We start from the raw sequence: 22,410 nt of genomic DNA, 5'->3' as shown, positions 1-22,410 counted from the left end.
AATGGGCGTCATGCCGTTCGTCGAGGGATCCCGCGGTCGCGTCCACTATCGGCGGTGGCCGGCCGACGAGCCCCGCGCGCACCTGGTGTTCCTGCACGGGCGCGGTCAGCACACGGGCCAGTACCACCGATTCGGCGCGGCCATGGCCGCGCACGGAATCGATGTCGTCGCACCCGACCACATCGGCCACGGACTGTCCGAGGGCGAGATCGGGGACGACGCGTCGTACCTCGACGCCCTGGCCGAGAACGCGCGTCTGCTCGTCGACCTGGTTCGCGAGTCCGCCGGCGGCGTCGCGGTGATGGGGCATTCGCTGGGCTCGGCGACGGCGGTGCGGATGCTGGCCGGCGGGGGCGGGGTCGACAGCGGGGTCGACAGCGGGGTCGACAGCGGGGTCACCGCGGCGGTGCTGGTCGCCGTGCCGAGTCGCCTGGTCACGCGCGACGAGCTGATCCGGGCCGCGCGTGTCCCCACGCTGGCGATGCACGGCGTCGACGACCGCATGGTGCCGATCGACGGCGTCCGCGACCTCGTGCGCGGCACATCGGTGACGCTGCGCGAGTACGACGACGCGGGCCACGACCTGTTGCACGAGAAGGTCCACCGCGTCGTCACCGACGACGCGGCAGCGTTCGTCGCCTGAGACAGTCGACGCGGCAGCGTTCGTCGCCTGAGACAGTCGACGCGGCAGCGTTCGTCGCCTGAGACAGTCGACGCGGCAGCGTTCGTCAGCTGACGATGATCGTGCGGGTGTGCCAGCCGGTGGACCCACCCGGGATCGGCGGGGTGCGCTCCTCGGTCTGCGTGGCGCCGGACCGGTCCGTCGCCCGCACCTGGATGTTGTGGTTGCCGGTCGTGGCGTCCCAGTCCCAGAACCACTGCCGCCACGTGTCCACGGAGTACTGCTCGGCCAGGGTGGCTTCCTGCCAGGGCCCGTTGTCGACGCGGACCTCGACGCGCTCGATGCCGACCTGCTGCGCCCACGCCGTGCCGGCGACGCGGACGCGGCCGGCGGACACTGGGGCGAACGCCGCGGGCACGTCGATGCGCGACGCCGTCTTGATCGGTCCGCGCTCACCCCAGCCGCGCTCGGTCCAGTACGCCTGCGCGCGGTCGAAGCGCGTGAGCTCCCAGTCGACCACCCACTTGGTGGCGGAGACGTAGCCGTACAGGCCGGGCACCACCTGGCGCACCGGGTAGCCGTGTTCGAGGGGGAGCGGCTGTCCGTTCATCGACACCGCCAGCATGGCGTCGCGGCCGTCGCGCAGCGCCTCGACGGGGGTGCCGATGGTCATGCCGTCGACGGAGGTGGAGAGCAGCATGTCGGCGTCGGCCTGGACGCCGGCCTCCTCGAGGATGTCCGCGATGGGGAATCCGACCCAGGTGGCGTTGCCGGCGAGCGGCCCCCCGACCTCGTTGGACACACACGTCAGCGTGATGACGCGCTCCATCGGCGTGCGGGCCATCAGGTCGTCCCACGAGAGCGTGATCTCCCGATCGACCATTCCGTGGATCCGCAACTGCCATTCCTCGGTGGTCAACTGCGGCACCGACAGAGCGGTGTCGATGCGATAGAACGTGTCGTTCGGGGTGACGAACGGCGTGGCGCCGTCGACGCCGATGTCCGTGCCGGCAGGAATGGCGAGGGCGGCGTTTCCGGCGGGCACCGTCGGAATGCGGAAGTTCCGCATGTCCTCGGCGAGTCCGGCGGCCCGCTCCCCGACGTAGCGGCCCACGGCACCGGCCGCCACGGCCACGGCCGCCGCAGCGCCGGCGAGGACGAGGAACCGCCGACGCGGCATGGCGCCGTCGGGGCGACCCGGCGGCGGCACCAGTGCGCGCGTCAGCAGGCGCAGCACCACGATGCCGACGATCACCCCGACCACGGTGGGAATCACGTCGGTGGTGTCGGCGGTGGGGCGCTGGGTCACGGCGAACACGCCTACCGCGCCGAGGACGGCGAGGATCACCGATCCGATCGGTCGCGCGGGCCGTTCGAGCAGCCCGGCGAGCGCGGAGATCACGACGATCAGCACGCTCATGCCGACGAAGAGCGCCACCTTGTCGTTGGTGCCGAAGGTGTCGATCGCGAACTCGCGTGCCCACGCGGGGGTGCGGTCCACCGTCGTCGATCCGACGGCGAGGAACGGTGACGACGCGGGGGAGAAGGCCAGCGACAGCACTTCGCCCACTGCCAGCACCACACCGGCGGAAATCACGCCCGCGAGCATCCGGGAGAACGGGTGGATGCGGGTGCGGGCGTCGTCCGGCGGGGTGTCGACGGTGGGCGAGGTGGTCATGTGCGGTATTCGGGGCCGTTCGTGGAACGGCTTGGCGGAACGGCCCCGAGGCCCATCCGGGGTCAGCCGTAGATATCGGAGACTTCCTTGGCGTGCGATTCGAGAATGACGTTGCGCTTGAGCTTCATCGTCGGGGTGAGTTCACCGGATTCGATGGTGAAGTCGCCGGGCAGGATCGTGTACTTCTTGATCTGCTCGGCATTGGAGACCTTGGAGTTGGCCGCCGCGACCGCCTCGTCGATCTCCGCGACCAGATCGCTGTTGGTGGTCAGCTCGGACGCCGGGGTGTCCTTGTCCAGTCCGTGCCGCTCCAACCAGCCCGGCAGGGCCTCCGGGTCGAGGGTGATCAGCGCGCCGATGAACGGCTTGGCGTCGCCCACCACCAGGCACTGGCTGACCAGCGGGTGCGAGCGGATGGAGTCCTCGAGTCCGGCGGGGGCGACGTTCTTGCCGCCGGCGGTCACGATGATCTCCTTCTTGCGGCCGGTGATCGACAGGAAGCCCTCCTCGTCGAGCGAGCCGAGGTCGCCGGTGTGGAACCAGCCGTCGCGGATGGACTCCTCGGTGGCCTTGTCGTTGTGCCAGTACCCGGAGAACACGACGGGTCCCTTGACCAGCACCTCGCCGTCCTCGGCGATCTGCACGGCATGGCCCTCGAGCGGGCGGCCCACCGAGCCGATGCGCTGCTTGTCGGTGGTATTGACGGTGACGGCTGCGCTGGTCTCGGTCAGCCCGTAGCCCTCGCGGACCGGCACGCCGATGCCGCGGAAGAAGTGTCCGAGGCGGGCGCCGAGGGGTCCGCCGCCGGACAGCGCGCTCTGGCACTTCCCGCCCAGCGCCGCACGGAGCTTGGAGTAGACCAGCTTGTCGAACAGGGCGTGCTTGGCCTTGAGGACCAGCCCGGCGCCGCCCGTGTCCTGAGCCTTGCTCCACTCGATCGCCACGTCGGCGGCCTGGTCGAAGATCTTGCCCTTGCCGCCGTCGTGCGCCTTCTGCTTGGCCGAGTTGTAGACCTTCTCGAACACGCGCGGCACCGAGAGAATGAAGTCCGGCTGGAACTCGGCGAACTGCTCCACGAGTGTCGTCGTGTCCGCGGTGTGGGCGACGGTCACCTTCGCCTCGAAGGCGCCGAACGACACGGCGCGGGCGAACACGTGCGCCATCGGCAGGAACAGCAGGGTGCGCTTGCCCTCGGTCATCTGATCGTGCAGGGCCACCTGCGTCGCCGAGGTCTCGGCGTAGAAGTTGCCGTGGGTGAGCTGCACACCCTTCGGGCGGCCCGTGGTGCCGGAGGTGTAGATCAGGGTGGCGGCGGACGACGCCCCCACCTGCGTGCGGCGGGCGTGCAGATCCTCGTCGGAGACCGATCGGCCGCGGGTGACCAGCTCGTCCAGCGCGCCGCCGTCGATCACCAGCGTCTCGCGCAGCGCCTCGGCCTGCTCGGTGACCTCCTTGACGCGCTCACGGTGATCGTTGGTCTCGACGATCAGCAGCTTGGTCGCCGAGTCCTCGAGAATCCACGACGCCTGATCGGCGGCCGAGGTCTCGTAGATCGACACGGTGCAGGCGCCGGCGGTCCAGACGGCGTAGTCCAGGACGACCCACTCGTACCGGGTCGCCGACAGAATGGCGACGCGGTCGCCGAACTCGATGCCGGACGCCATGAGGCCCTTCGCCACGGCGGCGACCTCGTCCGCGAACTGCGCGGCGGTGACGTCGACGAACGCGGAGCCGCTCCGGCGCTGGAACGGAACCCAGCTCGGGGTGTCCTGCGCGTACCTGAAGACGCTGTCGGCCATGGAGACGTCGTCGGGAACGGTGTAGGACGCGGGGACGGAATATTCGCGCACGGTCGTGATTACCTTCCAGTAGCACCAGATGTGCTGTGTATTGGATCACAGGTGCGACGGAAGCGGGGGGTTCCCCCGCTATCCCGTTTGTCCGAATCCGGCCGACGCGCTGCCGGGTGGGGGCGACGTCGGTCGATCGGGACTAGACTCTGGTGCACATGAGCACTTCCGACGGTGAATCCACCGGCGATCGCCCGGCGTCGACCGCGTCCGAGACTCCCCCCGAGGCTGCCCGGGAGACGTCCGGCGAGACCTCCCCCGACGCGGCCCCCGAGCAGACGTTCGCCGATCTCGGCATCGACGATCGCGTCCTCGCGGCCCTCTCCGACGTCGGCTACGAGAGTCCGTCGCCCATCCAGGCGGCCACCATCCCGCCGTTGATGGCGGGCAAGGACGTCGTCGGACTCGCGCAGACCGGCACGGGCAAGACGGCGGCGTTCGCGGTCCCCATCCTCTCGCGTCTCGACGTCGCCAACCGCGTTCCGCAGGCGCTCGTCCTCGCCCCGACGCGCGAGCTGGCGCTGCAGGTGGCCGAGGCGTTCGGCAAGTACGCCGCCAAGATCCCGGGCCTGCACATCCTGCCGATCTACGGCGGCCAGGCGTACGGCGTGCAGCTGTCCGGTCTGCGGCGAGGCGCGCAGATCATCGTCGGCACCCCGGGCCGCGTCATCGACCACCTGGAGAAGGGCGCGCTGGACCTCTCGCACCTCGAGTACCTGGTGCTCGACGAGGCCGACGAGATGCTCAAGATGGGCTTCCAGGAGGACGTCGAGCGCATCCTCGCCGACACCCCGGAGTACAAGCAGGTCGCGCTGTTCTCGGCCACCATGCCGAGCTCGATCCGCAAGATGAGCAAGCAGTACATGCACGATCCGGTCGAGATCACGGTGAAGACCGCGACCTCCACCGCGCCGAACATCACGCAGCGGTACGTGCAGGTGGCGCACCAGCGCAAGCTCGACGCCCTCACGCGCATCTTCGAGGTCGAGGACTTCGAGTCGATGATCATCTTCGTCCGCACCAAGCAGGCGACGGAGGACCTCGCCGAGAAGCTGCGGGCGCGCGGGTTCTCGGCGGCCGCGATCAACGGCGACATCGTGCAGGCGCAGCGCGAGCGGACCATCGGCCAGCTCAAGAGCGGCGCCCTCGACGTACTCGTCGCCACCGACGTCGCCGCGCGCGGGCTCGACGTCGACCGCATCTCGCACGTCGTCAACTACGACATCCCGCACGACACCGAGTCGTACGTCCACCGCATCGGCCGCACCGGCCGCGCCGGCCGCACGGGCCAGGCGCTGCTCTTCGTCGCGCCGCGCGAGCGCCACCTGCTCCGGGCGATCGAGAAGGCCACGCGCCAGCCGATCACCGAGATGCAGCTGCCGAGCGTCGACGACGTCAACGCGCAGCGCGTCGCCAAGTTCGCCGACTCGATCACGACGTCGCTGCAGTCGCCGTCCCTGCATCTGTTCCGTCGTCTCATCGAGGACTACGAGCGCGAGCACGATGTGCCGTTGGCCGACATCGCCGCGGCGCTGGCCACGCAGTCCCGCGACGGCGAGGCGTTCCTCATGGCGCCCGAGCCGCCCCCGGCGCCGCGGGAGAAGCGCGAACGCCCCGAGCGGACGTTCGACGACCGAGGCGCGCCGCCGGTGCGCAAGTCGCGCCGGACCGATCAGGACATGGCGGTCTACCGCATCAGCGTCGGCAAGCGGCACAAGGTGGTGCCCGGCGCGATCGTCGGCGCCATCGCCAACGAGGGCGGTCTGCGCCGCAGCGACTTCGGGCACATCAGCATTCGCCCCGACCACAGCCTGGTCGAACTGCCCGCCGACCTGGCGGACGAAACGCTGGAAGCGTTGCGCCGCACCAGGATCAGCGGGCAGTTGATTCAGCTGCAGCGGGACACGGGTCCGCGTCGGCGGTGACCTAGCGGGCGGTGGGGTGGGCGTCGGTGTCCACTCCCGGGACGGCGCGGCCGCGCAGCGACGCGCCCGCCGTCTCGGCGACGAAGAGCAGGGCGATCAGCCCGACGACGCACGCGCCCATCATGTAGAACGCGGGCACCAGGTCGTTGCCCGTGCGCTCGACCAACCACTCGTTGGCGGCGGGGGCCGTGCCGCCGAAGAGCGACGTCGACACGTTGTAGGCGATGGCGAAGCCGGCGAACCGCACGTGGGTGGGGAACATGGCCGGGAACGTCGCCGAGATGGTCGACAGCTGCAGCACGTACAGCAGCCCGAGCACGGTGAACGCGACGATCGCCCAGGCGAAGTTCACGCTCATCAGCAGGTACATCGGGATGGCGAAGACGAACAGGCCGACCATCGAGACCAGCCAGAGCGGCTTGCGGCCGACCTTGTCGGACAGCGCCCCGGCGAACGGGATCACCGCCATCATGGCGAGCTGACCGATCACCACCAGGAACAGCGACGACGTGCTGGTCAACCCGATGCGCTGCTCCAGGTACGTCGGCATGTAGCTCAGCAGGGTGTAGTTGCAGACGTTGAGCGCCACCACCAGGCCCATGAGGGTGAGGATCGGTCGCCAGTACTGCGCGATCAGCTCGCGGAACTGCGTCCGGGTCTCGTGCTCGACCTCGTTCGACTCCTCCAGTTCGCGGAACACGGGCGTGTCCTCGAGCTTGGAGCGCATGTAGAGGCCGATCAGGGCCAGCGGGCCGGCGACGAAGAACGGCAGTCGCCATCCCCACGTGTCCATGAACGCGTCGGTCGACGCGAGATCGACGGCGAGGACGACGAGGGCGCCCAGCGAGAATCCGCCGAGCGTGCCGAATTCCAGGAAGCTGCCGAAGAATCCGCGCTTGCGGTCGGGGGAGTACTCGGCCATGAACGTCGCCGCGCCGCCGTACTCGCCGCCGGTGGAGAAGCCCTGGATCATGCGCAGGATCACCAGCAGCACGGGCGCCCAGAAGCCGATCGACGCGTAACTCGGGATCACGCCGATGAGGAACGTGGCGGTGCCCATGAGCACGATGGTCAGCGCCAGCACGTGTTTGCGGCCGAGGCGGTCGCCCAGCGGACCCCACACCAGGCCGCCGAGGGGGCGCACCAGGAACGAGATCGCGAAGATGCCGAGGGTGAACAGGGTCGCGGACTCGAGGTCCTCGGGGAAGAACGCGCGGGAGATGTAGGTGGCGGTGTAGGCGTAGACGCCGTAGTCGAACCACTCGGTGGCGTTGCCCATCGCGGACGCGCCGATGGCGCGGCGCAGCACGCCGGCGGGTGGGTCGTGGGGACTGCCGGGGTGGTCGGGACCGCCCGGTCGAGGACTTCGGTCAGGGGTCGTTTCCGGAGAAGTCACCCACCGTGCCTACCCAACCGGGGTCGGAATCGTGGCATCGAGAGCAGCAGGGGTCGCCTTCGTTACGCCATCGTGACCCGCACGCCCGAGCGCCGACGCTCTCACCTGCAGCGCTGCAGAACGGCCTCGACGAGGTTCGATTCCCCGTTCGTGCCCGCGCTGCCCGCCCTCGTGTCCGCCGCAGCGCGGGCGGCGGCGGTCGCGGCGGCGGCCGTGTCGGCGGGGATCGACGCCGTCAGTTCGGCGACGTAGGGACCGAGATCGACCGGATCCATCGCCGCGGGCCAGTATCCGATGGACTCGCTCCGGAGGTCGACGACGGCGCGCAACAGCGCCGCGTCCTCGACGTGGCCGCGGCGGACCAGGGCGTACGCCAGGGTCATGAGCCCCACCATCGTCGACGTCGTGTCCGCGGCCTCCTCGCACGCGTCGAGCATCCGCAGCAGCGACGCCACGGCGCCGGCGTCGTCGTGTTCGGCGAGGGAGACCTTGGCGTCCAACCACAGCGACGACGCCTCGCACCAGCGGTACCCCGACGTCGCCGCCACGTCGACGGCGCGGCGGAGGAACTCGTGGGCCCGATCGAGGTCGCCCGCCCGGAACCACGCCGTGCCGGCGCTCATCGTCGCCTCGGCGGCGGACGACGGCACCCCGAGATCTTCGGCCAGCGCGACGGCCTCGGCGGCGTGCGCCAGGGCGGGCTCGACCAGTCCGGCCCCCGCCTCGAAGTACGCCAGCGCCACCAGGGCGTCGGTGCGGGGCACCGGATCCCCGACGGTCGCGGGCTCGATCTCGGCGAGGCGGCCGAACGACTCCATGAGCCCGGCGATGTCCCCGGCCAGATAGCGGGTGATGGTGAGCCCGGCGACGGCGCGTGCCGTCACCGCGGCGGGCAGATCGCGGGCCTTCATCGCCGGTTCGAGGTAGCGCAGGCCCTCCGCGACGTTGCCCCGGCGGTACCAGAACCAGTAGAGGCCGCCCGCGATGTGCAGGTGGGTCTCGAGGTCGTCCGCGCAGTGCTCGAAGGCCGCCCGCACGTTCGGCATCTCCCGGTCCAGGCGGTCCATCCACTGCGCCGCACGCGGGCCGCGCAGTTCGAGGTACGCGGTGTCGGCGAGGTCGGTCACCCACTGCACGTGCCGACGCCGGACCCGCGCGGTGACATCGTCGTCCCGCACCGAGGCGGCGTAGCTGCGCAGGGTCTCGAGCATGCGGTACCGGCGGGGGTGACCGCCGAGGGCCTTGATCAACGACTTCTCCACCAGCGGAGCGAGATCGAGCACCGCGCCGCGCCGGTCGACCACGGCGGTGACCGCGTCCAGATCGAATCCACCCTCGAAGATGCCGAGCTCGGTGAACAGCAGCTTCTCGCCGTCGGTGAGGGAGCGGTAGGACCACTCGACCGCCGCGGCCATCGTGGCGTGCCGGGGATTCGCGCGCGAGCCGCCCCGCAGCACGGCGAGTCGGTCGTCCAGGTGGTCGAGCAGCTGCCGGACCGACAGCGTACGGGCCTGCGCCGCAGCGAGTTCGATGGCCAACGGCATCCCGTCCAGCCCCTCGCAGAGCCGCGCGGCGGCGAGCCGGTCGTCCTCGGTGGCCGCCGCGCCACCGGTCGCGTCGGAGGCGCGGGCGAGGAACAGCTCCACCGCGGGTCCGTCGTCGGCGGTGGCGAGAGGCGGTGTCTCGTGGACGAATTCGCCCGGCGTTCCCAGGCTGACCCGACTGGTCGCCAGCACGGACATGCCGGGGCACGAGCGCAGGATCTCCGTCACCAGCAGCGCCACGGAATCGACGACGTGCTCGCAGTTGTCGAACACCAGCAGGGCCCGGCGGTCGGCGAGCACCGCGACCAACGCGTCCACGCCGCGCCCGCTGGTCACGCCCAGTGCGGTGGCGACGGCGCCGGCCGGGTCCGCCTCCGCTGCGGTCGACTCCGCTCCGCCCGCGGCCGAACGCACGGGCAGCCCGGCGAGTTCGACGAACCACGGCCCGTCCGGGTCGTCGCGTCGCCCCGCCACCTCGAGGGCGAGGCGCGTCTTGCCCATCCCGCCCGGCCCGGTCAGCGTCACGGAACGGTGGTCGCGCAGCGCGTCGGCGACCGCCCGGACGTCGTCCTCCCGGCCGACGGTCGGGGTCAGGGGCACCGGAACGCGCCGCTGCCGACGCGCGAGCGGCGCCGCGGCCGGGGCCGGCAGGACGGCGGCGACACCGGCGTCGTCCCGACGCAGGACGGCGTCCTGGAGGGCGAGCAGCTCGGGACCCGGATCGGCGCCCAGCTCGTCGGCCAGCGTGCGCCGCGCGGCGAGCAGCGCGGCGGACGCGTCGCCCTGACGTCCCGATCGGTAGAGGGCCGCCGCCCACAACGCCCACCCCCGCTCCCGCAGGGGGTGCTCGCGCGTGTGGGCCTCGGCCATCGCCACGGCGCGGGCGTGGTCGCCGAGGGCCAGGGCGGCGGCGGTCCGATCCTCGGTGGCGCCGTGCCGTAGTGCGGTCAGCCGGGCGATCTCGGGTGACGCGAAGTCCCGATCGAGGCAGTCCACGTAGGCCGGACCGCGCCACAGCGCGAGCGCGTCGTCGAGCAGCCGGGCCGCCGCCTCGGCCTCTCCACGGCCCAGCGCGCTCCGGGCCTCGGCGGCCAGGGTCGTGAAGACGGCTGCGTCCAGGCCCTCGGGCGGCAGGCGCAGTGCGTAGCCGGGTCCGTCGCGGACGACGACGCGGGCGCCGAGTCCGGTGCGCGCCGTCGCCGGGTCCAGTGCCTTGCGCAGCGACGAGACGTAGCCCTGCAGCGTCAGCAGGGCGGTGCGCGGGGCGTCGTCGCCCCACACGTCCTCGATGATCGCGTCGTCGGTCACCATGCGGCCGTCGGCGACGGCGAGGCGGGCGAGCACGGCGCGGGGGCGGGGGCCGCCGAGGGCCACCGGAACGCCGTCGACCTCCGCGGTCATGGCGCCGAGGACCCGCACCAGAACCGGGGGAGTGCCGGAGACGGAAACGGGCGCCACGCCGGAATAGTAGAACTCTTCCGGCGCGGCGCCAGTCGAACCGTGGTCCCCGGTTCGTGTCCGGGGAACCGCAGGTCAGGTCATGTCCACCGCGAACGAGTTGACCACGCGGTCCGCCGCGGCGACGTCCTCGGCGGAGTTGGCCTGCACCGCGACGAGCACCAGGTACTCACCGCTGTCGGCAGCGGCCCCGACCAGCATGTACTTCGCCTTCTCCGGGCCGCAGTTCTCCCACACCTCGAACGTGCCGGTGTGCAGCGCGTCGGAGTAGGGCCGGCGGCCCGTCGACGTGCAGCCGGACTCGGGCAGGGACTTCCCGGCCCAGGTCAGCAGATCGTCCGGGGACGACGTGGTCACCGCGGTGTCCGACGCGAGCACCGAGGCGCCGACGGCGCCCCAGCCGCCCTGGTAGGTCGCCAGATCGCTCGACGCCTCGACGCCGTAGTACCGGTTGCCGCGGTCGTCCTCGAACTGGGTGCCGTCCACCTGGTTCCACTCGGCGGGGACGTCGACGGTGACCACGCCGGAATCGTCGGTCACGGTGGTGAATCCGGTGGTGTCGACCGTCGTCGCCGCGCCGGCGGCGCCCGCGGCTCCGGTCGCCGTGCCCACGCTGCTCGAGATGGTGGTGGTCTCCTCGAGCGGCGTGCCGTTCACCCGGCCGCGCAGGTAGGTGCCCTCGTCCGGCCGGTAGACCTCGACGGCCAACGCCGAGTCCGTCCCGTGGGTCTGCAGGACGTCGCAGTACTCCTTCAACGTCCCGTCGGTGCCCAGGGTCACCCCCTCCATCGACGTGAGGATGTCGCCGGGACGGATGCCGGTCTTGTCGGCGGCGGACCCGGACGCGACCGAGTTCACCCAGATGCCGGCGCCCTCGCCCGACTCGTCGACCAGCGCCTCGCCGTTGATGCCGATGCTCAGCACGTTCTCCCCGGCCCGCAACTTCTCGACGATCTTCCGCACGTCGTCGCGGTGGATGGCGAGGTTGGTGTCGTTGGTGTCGCTCCCGGCGTAGTTCACGCCGACCAGGCGACCCTCCGGATCGACCAGCGGCCCACCGGAATTGCCGCTCCGGATCTTCGCGTCGTGCTCGATCACGTGATCCAGCGACGCCCACGGGGTGTCCGCCGGAGTGTCCGCCTTGGAGACGATGCCCTTGGTCATCGTGAACGTCGGATCGCCCAGCGGGTAGCCCGCCGCGTAGACCTCGTCGGCGACGTCGATGGCCCCCTCGTGGAACCCGACGAACGGCAGATCCGCCGCGTCGAGCTTCACCACCGCCAGGTCCATGCACTCCGACGAGGCGACGATGCGGGCCGACAGCGTCGTCGACTGATCGCCGCCGCGCCACACGTCGAGCGTGCCGGCCCCGGTGACGACGTGGTTGTTGGTCAGGGCGTAGCCGTCCGCGGACAGGATGACGCCCGAGCCGCGGCCGGCCGACTCGTACCCGCCCTCCTCGGGCGAGACGAACGAGCCGCGGGCCTCGAGCTGGATCGTGGCCTCCTGCAGGCGGTCGAACGACACCGCCCCGTCCCCGGACCCGGTACCGACGGAGAACGAACAGGCGGACAGGGCGAGGGTGGTGACGGCGAGGGCGGCCAGCGCGGCGGCGGTGCGTGGTGTGGTCATGGCGCAGACCGTGCACGGCCCCACTTGGAGATCGCTTGGAATCGACTTCCCGGGGTCTAGAACCGCCGGCCGTATCGACGAGCCGGCTACCGCCGGCGGCGCACCGGAACCGAATCGATCGTCCGCACCCTCCACCCGCCCCCGTCCGTCTCGACGACGGAGATGCCCGCGTTGGAGATCCGCGGCGGCGGATGGCCGATGATCGTCTCGAGGATCGCGCGGATGACGCCGCCGTGGGCCACGGCGATCACGGACCGCCCGCGGTGCTCCTCGGCGAGCAGATCCAGCCGTCGTCGACCCCGCGCGGCCAGGTCGGCACGGCTCTCGCCGCCCGGGTAGCGGCCGTCCGGCCAGTACGCCCACGCCTCGTAGCCGGTGAGCCCCTCGGCGTGGCCGAACCGACGTTCCACCAGATCGTCGTGATCCGCCGAGCGCGTCAGCCCGACGACGTGGCCGATGATGTCCGCCGTCTCCGCCGCGCGCACCAGCGGCGAACTCACCAGCACGTCCCAGGTTCCGGCGGACAGCGTGATGCCCGCGTCGCGCGCCTGCCGTCGTCCCTCGTCGTTCAGCGGGATGTCCGACGAGCCCTGCAGCCGCCCCTCGAGGTTCCAGTCGGTTTCGCCGTGGCGGACCAGGGCGACCGTGACGTGGTCCGAGGTCGAATCGGCGGTCGCGGTCTCGGGCATGGTCGGCCCAGCGTATCGGGGGCGGACCGAGCGTCCGGACGGACCGGCGGGTTGCCTGGTCACCGCCCCTTCGCCCCGGAGTTACCGGGGAGTACGGTGCAGAGCAGACGACATGCCGACTGTGAAAGGTCACCCATGAACCTGGCACTCACCGAGGACGAAGCCGCGTTCCGCGACGAGATGCGGAACTTCTTCCGCACGGAGATCCCGGCCGACATCCGCGAGCGGAACGCTGCCGGCGAGGAACTGTCCCGCGAGGACATGGTCACCACGCTGCAGATCCTCAACAAGCACGGAATGGCCAGCCCGCACTGGCCGCTCGAGTGGGGCGGCAAGGACTGGACCCCCATGCAGCACCACATCTGGCTCGACGAGCTCCAGCTCGCCTCGGTGCCGGAGCCGCTCGCCTTCAACATCTCGATGGTCGGGCCCGTGATCGCGACGTTCGGCAGCGAGGAGCAGAAGCAGAAGTTCCTGCCGCCGACGCAGAACCTGGACATCTGGTGGTGCCAGGGATTCTCCGAGCCGGAAGCCGGGTCGGACCTCGCCTCGCTGCGCACCGTCGCCATCCGCGACGGGGACGAGTACGTCATCAACGGTCAGAAGACGTGGACGACGCTCGGGCAGTACGCCGACTGGATCTTCGTCCTCGCGCGCACCAACCCCGATGCGCCCAAGAAGCAGGCCGGCATCTCCTTCATCCTGGTCGACCTGAAGACCCCCGGCATCACGGTGCGCCCGATCAAGCTGATCGACGGCGGACACGAGGTCAACGAGGTCTGGTTCGAGAACGTGCGCGTGCCCGCCGAGAACCTGGTCGGCGAGGAGAACGCGGGCTGGACCTACGCCAAGTTCCTGCTCAGCAACGAGCGCACCGGCATCACCCGGCTCGGTTTCACCAAGACCAAGCTGGCCCGCGCCAAGGAACTCGCCGCGCAGACCGCGGTCGGAGACGGCACCCTGCTCGACGACCCCGTGTTCGCCGCGCGGTTCGCGGAGATCGAGAACCAGGTTCTCGCACTGGAACTCACGCAGCTGCGCATCGTGTCGAGCTACGTCGACGGCAAGGAGAACCCGGCGTCGTCCGTGCTCAAGTTGCGCGGTAGCGAGCTGCAGCAGCTCGCCACCGAGATCCTCACCGACGTCGCGGGCCCGGATTCGCTGCCCTTCGAGGCGGGCGAGGACATCCCGACGCCGGTGTGGGCGCAGCGCGCCACCCCGACGTACCTGAACTTCCGCAAGACCTCCATCTACGGCGGCTCGAACGAGGTGCAGCGCACCATCATCGCCTCCGGCATCCTCGGCCTCTAGACCTCACGCAGGAGACTGTCACATGCAATTCGAACTGGACGACGAACAGAAGCTGTTGCGGGACACCGTCCGTGAGGTTCTGAGCCGCAGCTACGACAACGAGAAGCGCAAGGCCGCCGTCGAGAGCGAGCGCGGCTGGACCGAGTCGGTCTGGAAGCAGTTCGCCGAACTCGGGCTGCTCGGCCTCAGCTTCGCCGAGGACGACGGCGGCATGGGCGCCGGCCCCGTGGAGACGTTCGCGGTGATGACCGAGATCGGTCGACGCCTCGCTCCCGAGCCGCTGCTCGACGGGGTGCTGATCCCCGGTGGCCTGATCTCCGACGTCGGCTCCACCGAGCAGCGTCAGCGGATCCTGCCCTCGGTCGCCGAGGGGCAGACCCTGCTGGCCTTCGCCCACACCGAGCCCGGTCGTCGCTGGCCGGCCGCCGAGGTGACCACCACCGCGACCGAGTCGGGTGGCTCGTTCACCCTCTCCGGCACCAAGAACCCCGTGCTGCACGGTGGTTCGGCCGATCACCTGGTCGTCAGCGCGGCGCTGCCGTCCGGCGGGGTGGGCCTGTTCCTCGTCGACGCCGACGCCGACGCCGACGGGGTGGCGCGCACGCCGTACCGGACGCACGACGGACTGCGCGGCGCCTCGATCGTGTTCACCGAGGCCGCGGCCGAGCCGCTCGGTGACGGTGGCGACGCCACCGCCGCGATCGTCGCGTCGAACGTCCGCGCGCAGGCCGCCCTGGCCGCCGAGGCGCTCGGGGCCATGGAGGAATCGCTCCGTCTGACCACCGAGTACCTCAAGCAGCGCAAGCAGTTCGGGGTGCCGCTGTCGAAGTTCCAGGCGCTGACGTTCCGCGCGGCGGACATGTACGTCCAGCTCGAGCTGGCCCGCAGCATGGCGCTCTACGCCACCATGTCGCTGGCCGACGGCACGGCGGACCCCGTGGTGGCCTCCCGCGCGAAGCTGCAGATCGGTCGGTCCGCCCGGCAGATCGGCCAGGAGTCGATCCAGCTGCACGGCGGTATCGGCGTCACCGACGAATACCCTGTCGGGCACTACTTCTCGCGGCTCACGGCCATCGAGCACACCCTCGGTGGGGTCGACGATCACCTCCGGGTCATCACCGGCGTGGTCAAGGACCACGAGATGCTCGGGGTGTCCTGACACCTGCGTCACGACGTCGGCCGGCGATCCCCACGGGGGTCGCCGGCCGCTCGTGCGTTCGGGGCGTGCCGCGTCAGTCGCGCGTGAACCGGCCGTCGACGCGACGCACGATGCCGTCGGGATTGCCGTCGGCGATCGCGCTCGGCAGCAGTTCAGCGGGCACGTTCTGGTAGGCGACGGGGCGCAGGAATCGGTCCATCGCTCGGGCGCCCACGGACGTCGAGCGGCCGTCCGATGTCGCCGGATACGGGCCGCCGTGCACCATCGCGTGGCCGACCTCGACGCCCGTCGGCCACCCGTCGAACAGGATGCGACCGGCCGTGCGTTCGAGAATGCCGAGCAATCGCCCGGCCGTCGGCAGGTCGCTGTCGTCGGCATGGACGGTGGCCGTCAGCTGGCCCTCCAGCGCGCGGGCCACCCGCTCCGTCTCGGTCGCATCAGCACACCGCACCACCAGGGCCGACGCGCCGAACACCTCGTCGTGGAGCGTTGATTCCGAGAGGAAGGTGCCGGCGTCGACGGCGAACAGCGCCGCGCGTCCGGCGTTCGGCGCGTCGGTCGCCGGGCCGCGGGCGATCTCGGTGGCGACCGTCGTCAGGGCCTCCACTCCGGCGGCGTAGTTCCGTGCGATGGCCGACGTCAGCATCGGGGCCGGTTCGGTGGCCGCGATCGCGTCGGCCGCGGCGGCGAGGAAGGCGTCGAGCCCGGGCCCGTTCTCGGCCACCACTATCCCCGGGTTGGTGCAGAACTGCCCGACCCCGAGGGTGAGGGAGTCCACGAAGGCGCGGCCGAGCTCCGCCCCTCGTGCTGTCAGTGCGCCCGGGAGCAGGAACACGGGGTTGACCGCGCTCATCTCCGCGTAGACCGGAATCGGGACCTTGCGCCCGGCCGCCGCGCGCATCAGAGCCGTTCCAGCGGAACGTGATCCGGTGAAGCCGACGGCCGCGATGCGCGGATCCGTGGCCAGCGCCGTGCCGAGCCCGGGGCCGTCGCCGTAGAGCAGGGAGAACACGCCCGGAGGCATGTCGGTCGCGTCCGCGGCGGCGACGACGGCGCGGGCGACGTATTCCGACGTGCCCGGGTGGGCGTCGTGCGCCTTGACGACGACCGGACATCCGGCGGCGAGCGCGGAGGCGGTGTCGCCGCCGGCCACCGAGAACGCGAGCGGAAAGTTGCTCGCCCCGAACACCGCCACGGGGCCGAGCGGAACGGCTCGGCGGCGGATGTCGGGTCGGGGGAGCGGAGTGCGGTGGGGCAGAGCCGGATCGAGATGGGCGTCGGCCCAGCTGCCCTCGCGCACCACATCGGCGAACAGCCGGAGTTGCCCGGTGGTGCGGCCCAGCTCGCCGGTGAGGCGCACGACGGGCAGGCCGGATTCGGCGGCCGCCCGGTCGATCACCGTCTCGCCGAGGGCCTCGAGGTGCTCGGCGACGGCCTCCAGGAACCGTGCGCGACGATCCGTCGGGGTGGCGCGAACGAGGTCGACAGCGTCCTCCGCGGCCGCGCAGGCGTCGGCCACGTCGGCCGCGCTGCCGTAGCGGTAGGCGGGGGACAACGTCTCGCCCGTGGCGGGGTTGCGTCCGTGGACGGTCTCGCCGGCGCCGCGTCGGGTCGCGCCGGCGACGGTCATCACGCCGGCCAGGGGCGCGGTCAGGGCGTCGGCGTCCACGGTCAGCGACGCTGTCGCGCGGTGACGCGCAGGGCGAGCGTGCCCACCAGCACCACCGCGGCCGCGAGGGCCGCCGTCCATCCGACCACCGTGTCGACGTTCTCCCCGGCCAGTCGCCCCTGCGCCACCCACGCCAGTCCCCAGGACAGCGACAGGGCCTGGGCGATCCGACCGCCCGACACACGGGCGAGGAACAGTCCGACGAGCGCGGCGACGACGAGCACGACGAAGGCCCACAGGGTGGCGCCTCCCGTCCAGCCGATCGACGCGAGCCACGCACTGGTGTTGGCGACGGTCGCGATGCTCACCCAGCCGAGGTAGAGGCCGAACGTCCCGTCGGTCACCACGGTGTCGACGGCGGTCGCCGCGGTGGAGGTTCGCTCGCCGGGATGCCGGATCAGGAGTGCGAACACCACGGCCAGCGAGGCCAGCAGAGCGACGATGACCACCACGCTGAGGAACACCTGGCCCCACTGAACCACCAGGATCCACGCGGCGTTGAGGATCATGGTGGCTGCGATCGGACGCCGCAGGACTCGCTGTCGTGCCGATCGTTGCTGCGCCGGGAGCGCTTGCCACACCGCGTAGGCGAGCAGTCCCGCGTAGATCACGGACCAGATCGAGAACGCCGGACCGGCCGGAGCCACGAGCGTCGCGGTGGCGCTGAGCGCGCCGCCGGCGGCCTCCGCGATGGGTGTCCCGACCACGGCGCCGGAACCGAGGAAGCCGCCGAGCACGGCGATCAGGGCGCTGACGATCACCAGGATCACACCGGGCCTGTCCGGCGCGGTGACCGATCGTCCGGCGTGGGTGGTCTTCGTGGTCATGGCGTCTCCGGGGTCGTGTCGTTCGGTGACCTTCGTGTCGTTCGGTGACCTTCGTGTCGTTCGGTGACCTTCGGAGTGCCCGAATTGCCGCGACCGAAAACCGCGGTGTTCTGACTTCGTCCAACAATGGCGCGAATGGCGATTCGTTGTTAACGAATGGGTACATCAATGGCGAATAAATTGTCGGGGTCGGGGCGACACGACAGGAGAGACGACGACATGAACAGAACCACCAAGGGCGCACTCGCCGCCGGCGCAGCCGGAGTCCTGCTCCTCGGCGGGGCGGGCAGCTTCGCACTGTGGAGCGACAACGAGGCGGTGCAGGGCGGCACCATCACCGCCGGCGAACTGGACATCGCGCCGGTGGCGAAGGGTGTGTGGACCGACGTCTCGCCGGGGTCGGTGACCACCGCCGGACCCGTCGACCCCGCCACTTTCCGCATGGTGCCGGGGGACGTTCTCGAGTACCGCGCGTCGTACCGGGTGAGCGCCGACGGCGAGAACCTGCGCGCCGTTCTCACGGCGGACCCCAACAGCGTGACGCGAAACGGGGACCTGAACGAGGCGAACACCCCGGTCACTCTCACCACGACGTACAACGGAACGCCGTTGGCCGGCAACCAGATCACCGAGGCGGACAACGGCCGCGTCGTAGACGTGGTCGCGCGGGTCACGTTCGTCGAGACCACGCCGGGTCAGGTGGGCACCAACGACACGGTCAACCTGTCCGGATTTCGGATCAACCTGCAGCAGTCGGCCCGAACCTAGAGGTCCGGTCTGCCTGGTCCGGCTCGACGACGCGGGACGCATCCGTCCCGAGACGAGGTGAATCACCGTGTCCCGCAGGGTGTGGACGGCGGCGGCCGTGCTGGCCGCCGCCGGGTTGACGTTCGCGTCGGTGCAGACCACCGGTGCGTTGTGGCGCGACAGCGAAGCGGTGCCCGGCACCACCCTGCGCGCCGGTTCGCTGGGGTTGTCCACCGGTGCGGGCAGCGGAAGCACGTACACGTTCACCGCGTTGGCCAAGAACCCGGTGCTCGTGAACCAGGCGGTGCAGGCGCCCCTGACGATCACCAACACCGGGACCGCGCCGCTGCGGTTCCGACTGACGAACGGAGGACCGACGGTGACGTCGGCGGGGACCACGGGAGGCGTCACGGTGTCGCTGGCCGGCGCCGTGGTGACCGATGCGGCGGCGTGCACCGCCACGACCGGAATGGGGTCGGCGTTTCCCACGTTCACCGCGACCGCGCCCACCCAGGGCGTGGTGGGTATCTGGCAGCGGCTCGACCGTGGTGCCAGCCAGACGTGGTGCGTCCGAACGACTCTCACCGGGGTGCCCACGACAGCGTCGGTGACCTACCAGCACCGCTTCGCCTTCGCCGTGGAGCAGGTGCGATGACCCCGAAACATGCTCGGCCGCACACCGACCCGGACGCGGGTCGGAACATCGACACGGACACCGGCGCGTGGTGGTGGGTCCGCACCGTGCTATCGTGGGTTCTCCTGTTGGCGGTACTCGCGGTGGTCTCCGCGGCCGTCGTGGTGCCGAAACTGGCCGGGGCGCAGCCGTACACGATTCTCACCCAGTCGATGAAGCCGACCTACCCGCCCGGCACGCTGGTCGTGGTGCGGCCGGCCGAGACGTACGGCGTCGGTCAGGCGATCACGTACCAGATCCGGTCCGGGGAACCTGACGTCGTCACGCACCGGATCATCTCGACCGGGCTGGACCGGGACGGCGACCGCGTCTTCGTCACGCAGGGCGACAACAACCCCCAGCCGGACGAGCCCGCCGTGCAACCCGGTCAGATCCGCGGCGCGGTGTGGTACTCGATTCCCTATCTGGGACATGTGAACACATGGCTGACCGGCAGCACCCGCACCACCGTCGTGGCGATCGCCGCCGGTGCCCTGGGCGTCTACGCTCTCGCCCAGTTCGCGGGAGCGTTCCGCGGCCGCCGCACGTCGGGCGGGTCCGCGTGATCTCGGCGCGGTCCTCCGTCCGGCTGCGGGCCGTCCTCGCCCTCGGCACCGTGCTCGGCCTCGGATCGGTGGGCACGCTGGCCGCGTGGTCGACCTCGACGACCACGACCTCCGGCAACTTCGTCACGGGCAACGTCGACATCAGGGTCAACGACACCGAGGGCACCCCGACTCCGACGACCGTCTCTCTGACCCCGAACACGCTGGTGCCCGGCCAGTCTCGCGCGACCATCGTCACCGTGCGCAACGTCGGCACGATCGCCGTCGACTACACCACCGCCGCGGCCGTGACCGGAACGCTCGGCGCGAACCTCGCCGTCACCGTCCGCCCCGGCGCGACGGTGGCCGCCGACGGCACGTGCCCCGGAACGGCCGTGGTCACGGGCACGACACGGCGAATCGCCAGCCCCGCGAGCTCCACTGGCTCCGCGTCCGATCCGTTGTGCGTCCAGCTGACGCTCTCGTCGAGTGCACCCACCACGGCGCAGGGGCAGACCGGCACGGCGACACTGACCTTCACCGCGACGGGGGTGGGCAGTGCCTGAGTCGGAACCGACGGACGTCGACGCATCCCGTCCGCTGCCGCGGCCCCTCGACCGCGCCCTGTCGGTCATCGCGGTGCTCGGCGCGCTGTCGCTGACCTTCGCGCTGTGCGTGACACTGTTCTCGCTGACGCCCTTGGTGTTTCGCTCCGGCTCCATGGAACCGGCGATTCCCACGGGGTCCCTCGCCGTCGCCCGTGACGTACCAGCGTCGGAGGTGGCCGAGGGAGACGTGGTGAGCGTGCTGCGCACCGACGGCTCACGCATCACCCACCGCGTCGAGCGAATCGACTCCGTCCACGGCGAGACCGCCACGCTGATCCTGCGAGGGGACGCGAACGACGCCCCCGACGCCGACCCGTACGTGGTCGCCGACATCGACCGCGTCGTCGGCCATGTTCCCGTACTCGGCTACGCCGCATCGTGGTTGGCGACGCCCGTCGCGTGGGTCGTCGGCGCCCTGCTCGCCGTCGGACTGGTAGTGCTGATCGTGCGGCCGGACGTGCCGGCGCCGAGCAGTTCCCGTGGGCGACATCGTGTTGCGGCGACCGCGGGGGCGGCGTTGGTCGCCGTGATCGTCGTGCCGTCCGTCGGCCGCACCGACGGTACGGTCGCGGCGTTGTCGGACAGCGCGCAGGTGTCGGTCCAGGTGGCGGCGGTGACGTTGTCTCCGCCCGCCACGCTGCGGTGCGACCCCGTGAGCTCCAATACGGTCAGGCTGACGTTCCCCCGGGTGAGCATCCCCGGCGCGACCCCGGAGTACCGGCTCGGACTCCGCGGGAGCACGGCACAGGTGGTGCCGTCGACCACGGATCCGGTCACGTTCGACTTGAACAGGTCCTTTCTCGGCGGATTGTTCCTGTCCGGCGATCGTGTCGTGGACGTCGTCACCGTCCTCGGAACGTGGACGTCGGGGTCCGCCGTCTCGCAGACCGTGACGTACGGCGCGGTGACCGGCCTGACCTGCAAAACACCCGGTGCCGGGGGCGTCTCGAGTGCCCCGGTGCGGTCCTTCGGAGCGCAGGCGCTGTCCGGTCCGACCTCGACCGCGCCGTCCGGACCCTCGACCACCGCCCCGCCCACCACGACGCCTACGCCGACCACCGCGTCGACGTCTCCCGGCGCGGCCACGCCCGGCCCGTCGTCCTCCGCGAGCGCGGCTCCGACCCAGCCGACCACCTCGACACCGCCCACCAGCACGACCCTGCCACCGCCGCCGGCGAGTGCGTTCGTCGCCGAGGGGGGCTCGTCGTCCAGCGGGGGCGCCACGGCCTCGGTCTCCGGCGGCACGTTGACGGTCACCGACGCGTCGGGAGCGACGCTGCTCACCCGGCCCGTCACCACCAGCGCCCGCTACGGCACCGGCGTCGTGTGGTCGTCGACGGGTGATCTCTATGTGCTGTCGGACGCCGGTGTCACCCGCATCGTGGTGGGCAGCGGCACGGCGACTGCGAGTCCGGCGTCCACCGAGTCGCTCCCCGCCGACATCCGGGCGCTGCTGTAGGCGTGTGAGCGCGCCGCCGCTCGGGCACTCCCGACGAGGAGCATGCGCGAGCGCGCATCGGTGAGAGGAGTCAGCGGTGGACCACAGAGGTGTCCTGATCGACGGATTCGAGCGGGTGAAGGAGACGGTGCACGCCACCCTCGACGGGGTGAGCGACGACGCCTTCACCGCGCGGCTGGATCCGGAGGCCAACACCATCGCGTGGCTGGTCTGGCATCTCGCCCGCGTGCAGGACGATCACATCGCGGGCGTCGCGGGGTCCGAGCAGGTCCATACCTCGGCGGGCTTCGCCGCCCGGTTCGGCCTCCCGTTCGACGACGGCGACATCGGGTACGGCCAGTCGAGCGACGACGTCGCTGCGGTCGTGGCCCCCGCCGACCTGCTGCTCGAGTACGTCGACGCGGTCCACGACCGCACCGTCGACTACCTCCGCGGGGTGTCCGCCGAGGATCTCGACCGCGTCGTCGACGAGAACTGGGACCCTCCGGTCACGCTCGCCGTTCGCTTGGTGAGCGTGCTGTCGGACGATCTGCAGCACGCCGGACAGGCGGCCTACGTGCGCGGGGTCCTGGAACGCCGGTAGGCGGGCCGCTGTCGGTGGGCCGTGCGAGGGTGTGG

18 protein-coding genes are annotated in these 22,410 nt (G+C 71.1%); 10 read left to right on the top strand and 8 right to left on the bottom strand.

From position 1 onward, the window contains the following. The first annotated feature begins 10 nt into the window (after positions 1 to 10). Complete coding sequence (locus HQ603_RS07820; protein ID WP_222683953.1) at positions 11 to 643, top strand: alpha/beta hydrolase; 633 nt, start codon at positions 11 to 13, stop codon at positions 641 to 643. 85 nt (positions 644 to 728) lie between these two features. Here HQ603_RS07820 and HQ603_RS07815 read toward each other — a convergent pair whose 3' ends face one another. Together HQ603_RS07815 and HQ603_RS07810 are read right to left on the bottom strand one after the other, a co-directional pair. Further along, on the bottom strand, positions 729 to 2,300 hold the full coding sequence (locus tag HQ603_RS07815) for a molybdopterin-dependent oxidoreductase (RefSeq protein WP_222683952.1): 1,572 nt from the start codon (positions 2,298 to 2,300) through the stop codon (positions 729 to 731). Between the two features lie 62 nt (positions 2,301 to 2,362). Next, positions 2,363 to 4,150 carry an AMP-dependent synthetase/ligase gene (locus HQ603_RS07810; RefSeq protein WP_222683951.1) on the bottom strand — a complete coding sequence of 596 codons (1,788 nt, stop codon included), beginning with the start codon at positions 4,148 to 4,150 and terminating at the stop codon, positions 2,363 to 2,365. Positions 4,151 to 4,308: 158 nt separating this feature from the next. Here HQ603_RS07810 and HQ603_RS07805 point away from each other — a divergent pair, with 158 nt between their 5' ends. Further along, a complete protein-coding gene (locus HQ603_RS07805) occupies positions 4,309 to 6,075 on the top strand; it encodes a DEAD/DEAH box helicase (protein ID WP_222683950.1) in 1,767 nt (588 codons plus the stop codon). Between the two features lies 1 nt (position 6,076). Here the strand turns inward: HQ603_RS07805 and HQ603_RS07800 are convergent, their stop codons facing one another. The 4 genes from HQ603_RS07800 to HQ603_RS07785 form a co-directional block, all read right to left on the bottom strand. Continuing rightward, a complete protein-coding gene (locus HQ603_RS07800) occupies positions 6,077 to 7,354 on the bottom strand; it encodes an MFS transporter (RefSeq protein WP_222683998.1) in 1,278 nt (425 codons plus the stop codon). 218 nt (positions 7,355 to 7,572) lie between these two features. After that, a complete protein-coding gene (locus HQ603_RS07795; protein WP_222683949.1) occupies positions 7,573 to 10,473 on the bottom strand; it encodes a BTAD domain-containing putative transcriptional regulator in 2,901 nt (966 codons plus the stop codon). A gap of 75 nt (positions 10,474 to 10,548) precedes the next feature. Then, positions 10,549 to 12,105 (bottom strand): S1C family serine protease, encoded by a 1,557-nt coding sequence (locus HQ603_RS07790; protein WP_222683948.1) that lies wholly within the window; start codon positions 12,103 to 12,105, stop codon positions 10,549 to 10,551. A gap of 86 nt (positions 12,106 to 12,191) precedes the next feature. After that, entirely contained in the window at positions 12,192 to 12,794 is a 603-nt protein-coding gene (locus tag HQ603_RS07785; RefSeq protein WP_222683947.1) for a histidine phosphatase family protein, read from the bottom strand. 135 nt (positions 12,795 to 12,929) lie between these two features. Here HQ603_RS07785 and HQ603_RS07780 point away from each other — a divergent pair, with 135 nt between their 5' ends. Together HQ603_RS07780 and HQ603_RS07775 are read left to right on the top strand one after the other, a co-directional pair. Beyond that, positions 12,930 to 14,105 (top strand): acyl-CoA dehydrogenase family protein, encoded by a 1,176-nt coding sequence (locus HQ603_RS07780; RefSeq protein ID WP_222683946.1) that lies wholly within the window; start codon positions 12,930 to 12,932, stop codon positions 14,103 to 14,105. A 22-nt stretch (positions 14,106 to 14,127) separates the two neighbouring features. Beyond that, complete coding sequence (locus HQ603_RS07775; RefSeq protein ID WP_222683945.1) at positions 14,128 to 15,264, top strand: acyl-CoA dehydrogenase family protein; 1,137 nt, start codon at positions 14,128 to 14,130, stop codon at positions 15,262 to 15,264. 73 nt (positions 15,265 to 15,337) lie between these two features. On the opposite strand, the gene HQ603_RS07770 is transcribed toward HQ603_RS07775, so the two are convergent. Then, entirely contained in the window at positions 15,338 to 16,894 is a 1,557-nt protein-coding gene (locus HQ603_RS07770) for an aldehyde dehydrogenase (NADP(+)) (RefSeq protein WP_222683997.1), read from the bottom strand. A gap of 41 nt (positions 16,895 to 16,935) precedes the next feature. After that, on the bottom strand, positions 16,936 to 17,760 hold the full coding sequence (locus HQ603_RS07765; RefSeq protein ID WP_261773508.1) for a TspO/MBR family protein: 825 nt from the start codon (positions 17,758 to 17,760) through the stop codon (positions 16,936 to 16,938). A gap of 219 nt (positions 17,761 to 17,979) precedes the next feature. On the opposite strand from HQ603_RS07765, the gene HQ603_RS07760 reads away from it, so the two are divergent. The 6 genes from HQ603_RS07760 (at position 17,980) to HQ603_RS07735 (ending at position 22,375) form a co-directional block, all read left to right on the top strand. Continuing rightward, positions 17,980 to 18,528, top strand: coding sequence for an alternate-type signal peptide domain-containing protein (locus HQ603_RS07760; protein ID WP_222683944.1), 549 nt, complete (start codon positions 17,980 to 17,982; stop codon positions 18,526 to 18,528). 67 nt (positions 18,529 to 18,595) lie between these two features. Continuing rightward, positions 18,596 to 19,162 (top strand): hypothetical protein, encoded by a 567-nt coding sequence (locus tag HQ603_RS07755; protein WP_222683943.1) that lies wholly within the window; start codon positions 18,596 to 18,598, stop codon positions 19,160 to 19,162. Then, positions 19,159 to 19,746, top strand: a complete 588-nt coding sequence (locus tag HQ603_RS07750; RefSeq protein ID WP_222683942.1) for a signal peptidase I — start codon at positions 19,159 to 19,161, stop codon at positions 19,744 to 19,746. The genes HQ603_RS07755 and HQ603_RS07750 overlap by 4 nt, the downstream gene beginning before the upstream one ends. Further along, on the top strand, positions 19,743 to 20,291 hold the full coding sequence (locus HQ603_RS07745) for a SipW-dependent-type signal peptide-containing protein (protein ID WP_222683941.1): 549 nt from the start codon (positions 19,743 to 19,745) through the stop codon (positions 20,289 to 20,291). The genes HQ603_RS07750 and HQ603_RS07745 overlap by 4 nt, the downstream gene beginning before the upstream one ends. Further along, positions 20,284 to 21,792 carry a signal peptidase I gene (locus HQ603_RS07740; protein ID WP_222683940.1) on the top strand — a complete coding sequence of 503 codons (1,509 nt, stop codon included), beginning with the start codon at positions 20,284 to 20,286 and terminating at the stop codon, positions 21,790 to 21,792. The genes HQ603_RS07745 and HQ603_RS07740 overlap by 8 nt, the downstream gene beginning before the upstream one ends. 76 nt (positions 21,793 to 21,868) lie before the next feature. Beyond that, a complete protein-coding gene (locus HQ603_RS07735) occupies positions 21,869 to 22,375 on the top strand; it encodes a mycothiol transferase (RefSeq protein ID WP_222683939.1) in 507 nt (168 codons plus the stop codon). Positions 22,376 to 22,410 lie beyond the last annotated feature (35 nt).

Origin of the sequence: Rhodococcoides corynebacterioides (assembly GCF_019834675.1) — a bacterium.
Lineage (GTDB): Bacteria > Actinomycetota > Actinomycetes > Mycobacteriales > Mycobacteriaceae > Rhodococcoides > Rhodococcoides corynebacterioides_A.
The sequence above is the reverse complement of the archived record's forward strand: the minus strand, read 5'-3'. Positions and strand labels throughout refer to the sequence as shown.

Bases quoted from the DNA above. Each gene is read 5' to 3' on its own strand.
- HQ603_RS07780 (WP_222683946.1), top strand. From the start codon at position 12,930: ATGAACCTGGCACTCACCGAGGACGAAGCCGCGTTCCGCGACGAGATG.
- HQ603_RS07800 (WP_222683998.1), bottom strand. From the start codon at position 7,354: ATGGGCAACGCCACCGAGTGGTTCGACTACGGCGTCTACGCCTACACC.
- HQ603_RS07765 (WP_261773508.1), bottom strand. From the start codon at position 17,760: ATGACCACGAAGACCACCCACGCCGGACGATCGGTCACCGCGCCGGAC.
- HQ603_RS07760 (WP_222683944.1), top strand. From the start codon at position 17,980: ATGAACAGAACCACCAAGGGCGCACTCGCCGCCGGCGCAGCCGGAGTC.
- HQ603_RS07770 (WP_222683997.1), bottom strand. From the start codon at position 16,894: ATGACCGTCGCCGGCGCGACCCGACGCGGCGCCGGCGAGACCGTCCAC.
- HQ603_RS07790 (WP_222683948.1), bottom strand. From the start codon at position 12,105: ATGACCACACCACGCACCGCCGCCGCGCTGGCCGCCCTCGCCGTCACC.
- HQ603_RS07750 (WP_222683942.1), top strand. From the start codon at position 19,159: ATGACCCCGAAACATGCTCGGCCGCACACCGACCCGGACGCGGGTCGG.
- HQ603_RS07805 (WP_222683950.1), top strand. From the start codon at position 4,309: ATGAGCACTTCCGACGGTGAATCCACCGGCGATCGCCCGGCGTCGACC.
- HQ603_RS07785 (WP_222683947.1), bottom strand. From the start codon at position 12,794: ATGCCCGAGACCGCGACCGCCGATTCGACCTCGGACCACGTCACGGTC.
- HQ603_RS07820 (WP_222683953.1), top strand. From the start codon at position 11: ATGCCGTTCGTCGAGGGATCCCGCGGTCGCGTCCACTATCGGCGGTGG.
- HQ603_RS07775 (WP_222683945.1), top strand. From the start codon at position 14,128: ATGCAATTCGAACTGGACGACGAACAGAAGCTGTTGCGGGACACCGTC.
- HQ603_RS07815 (WP_222683952.1), bottom strand. From the start codon at position 2,300: ATGACCACCTCGCCCACCGTCGACACCCCGCCGGACGACGCCCGCACC.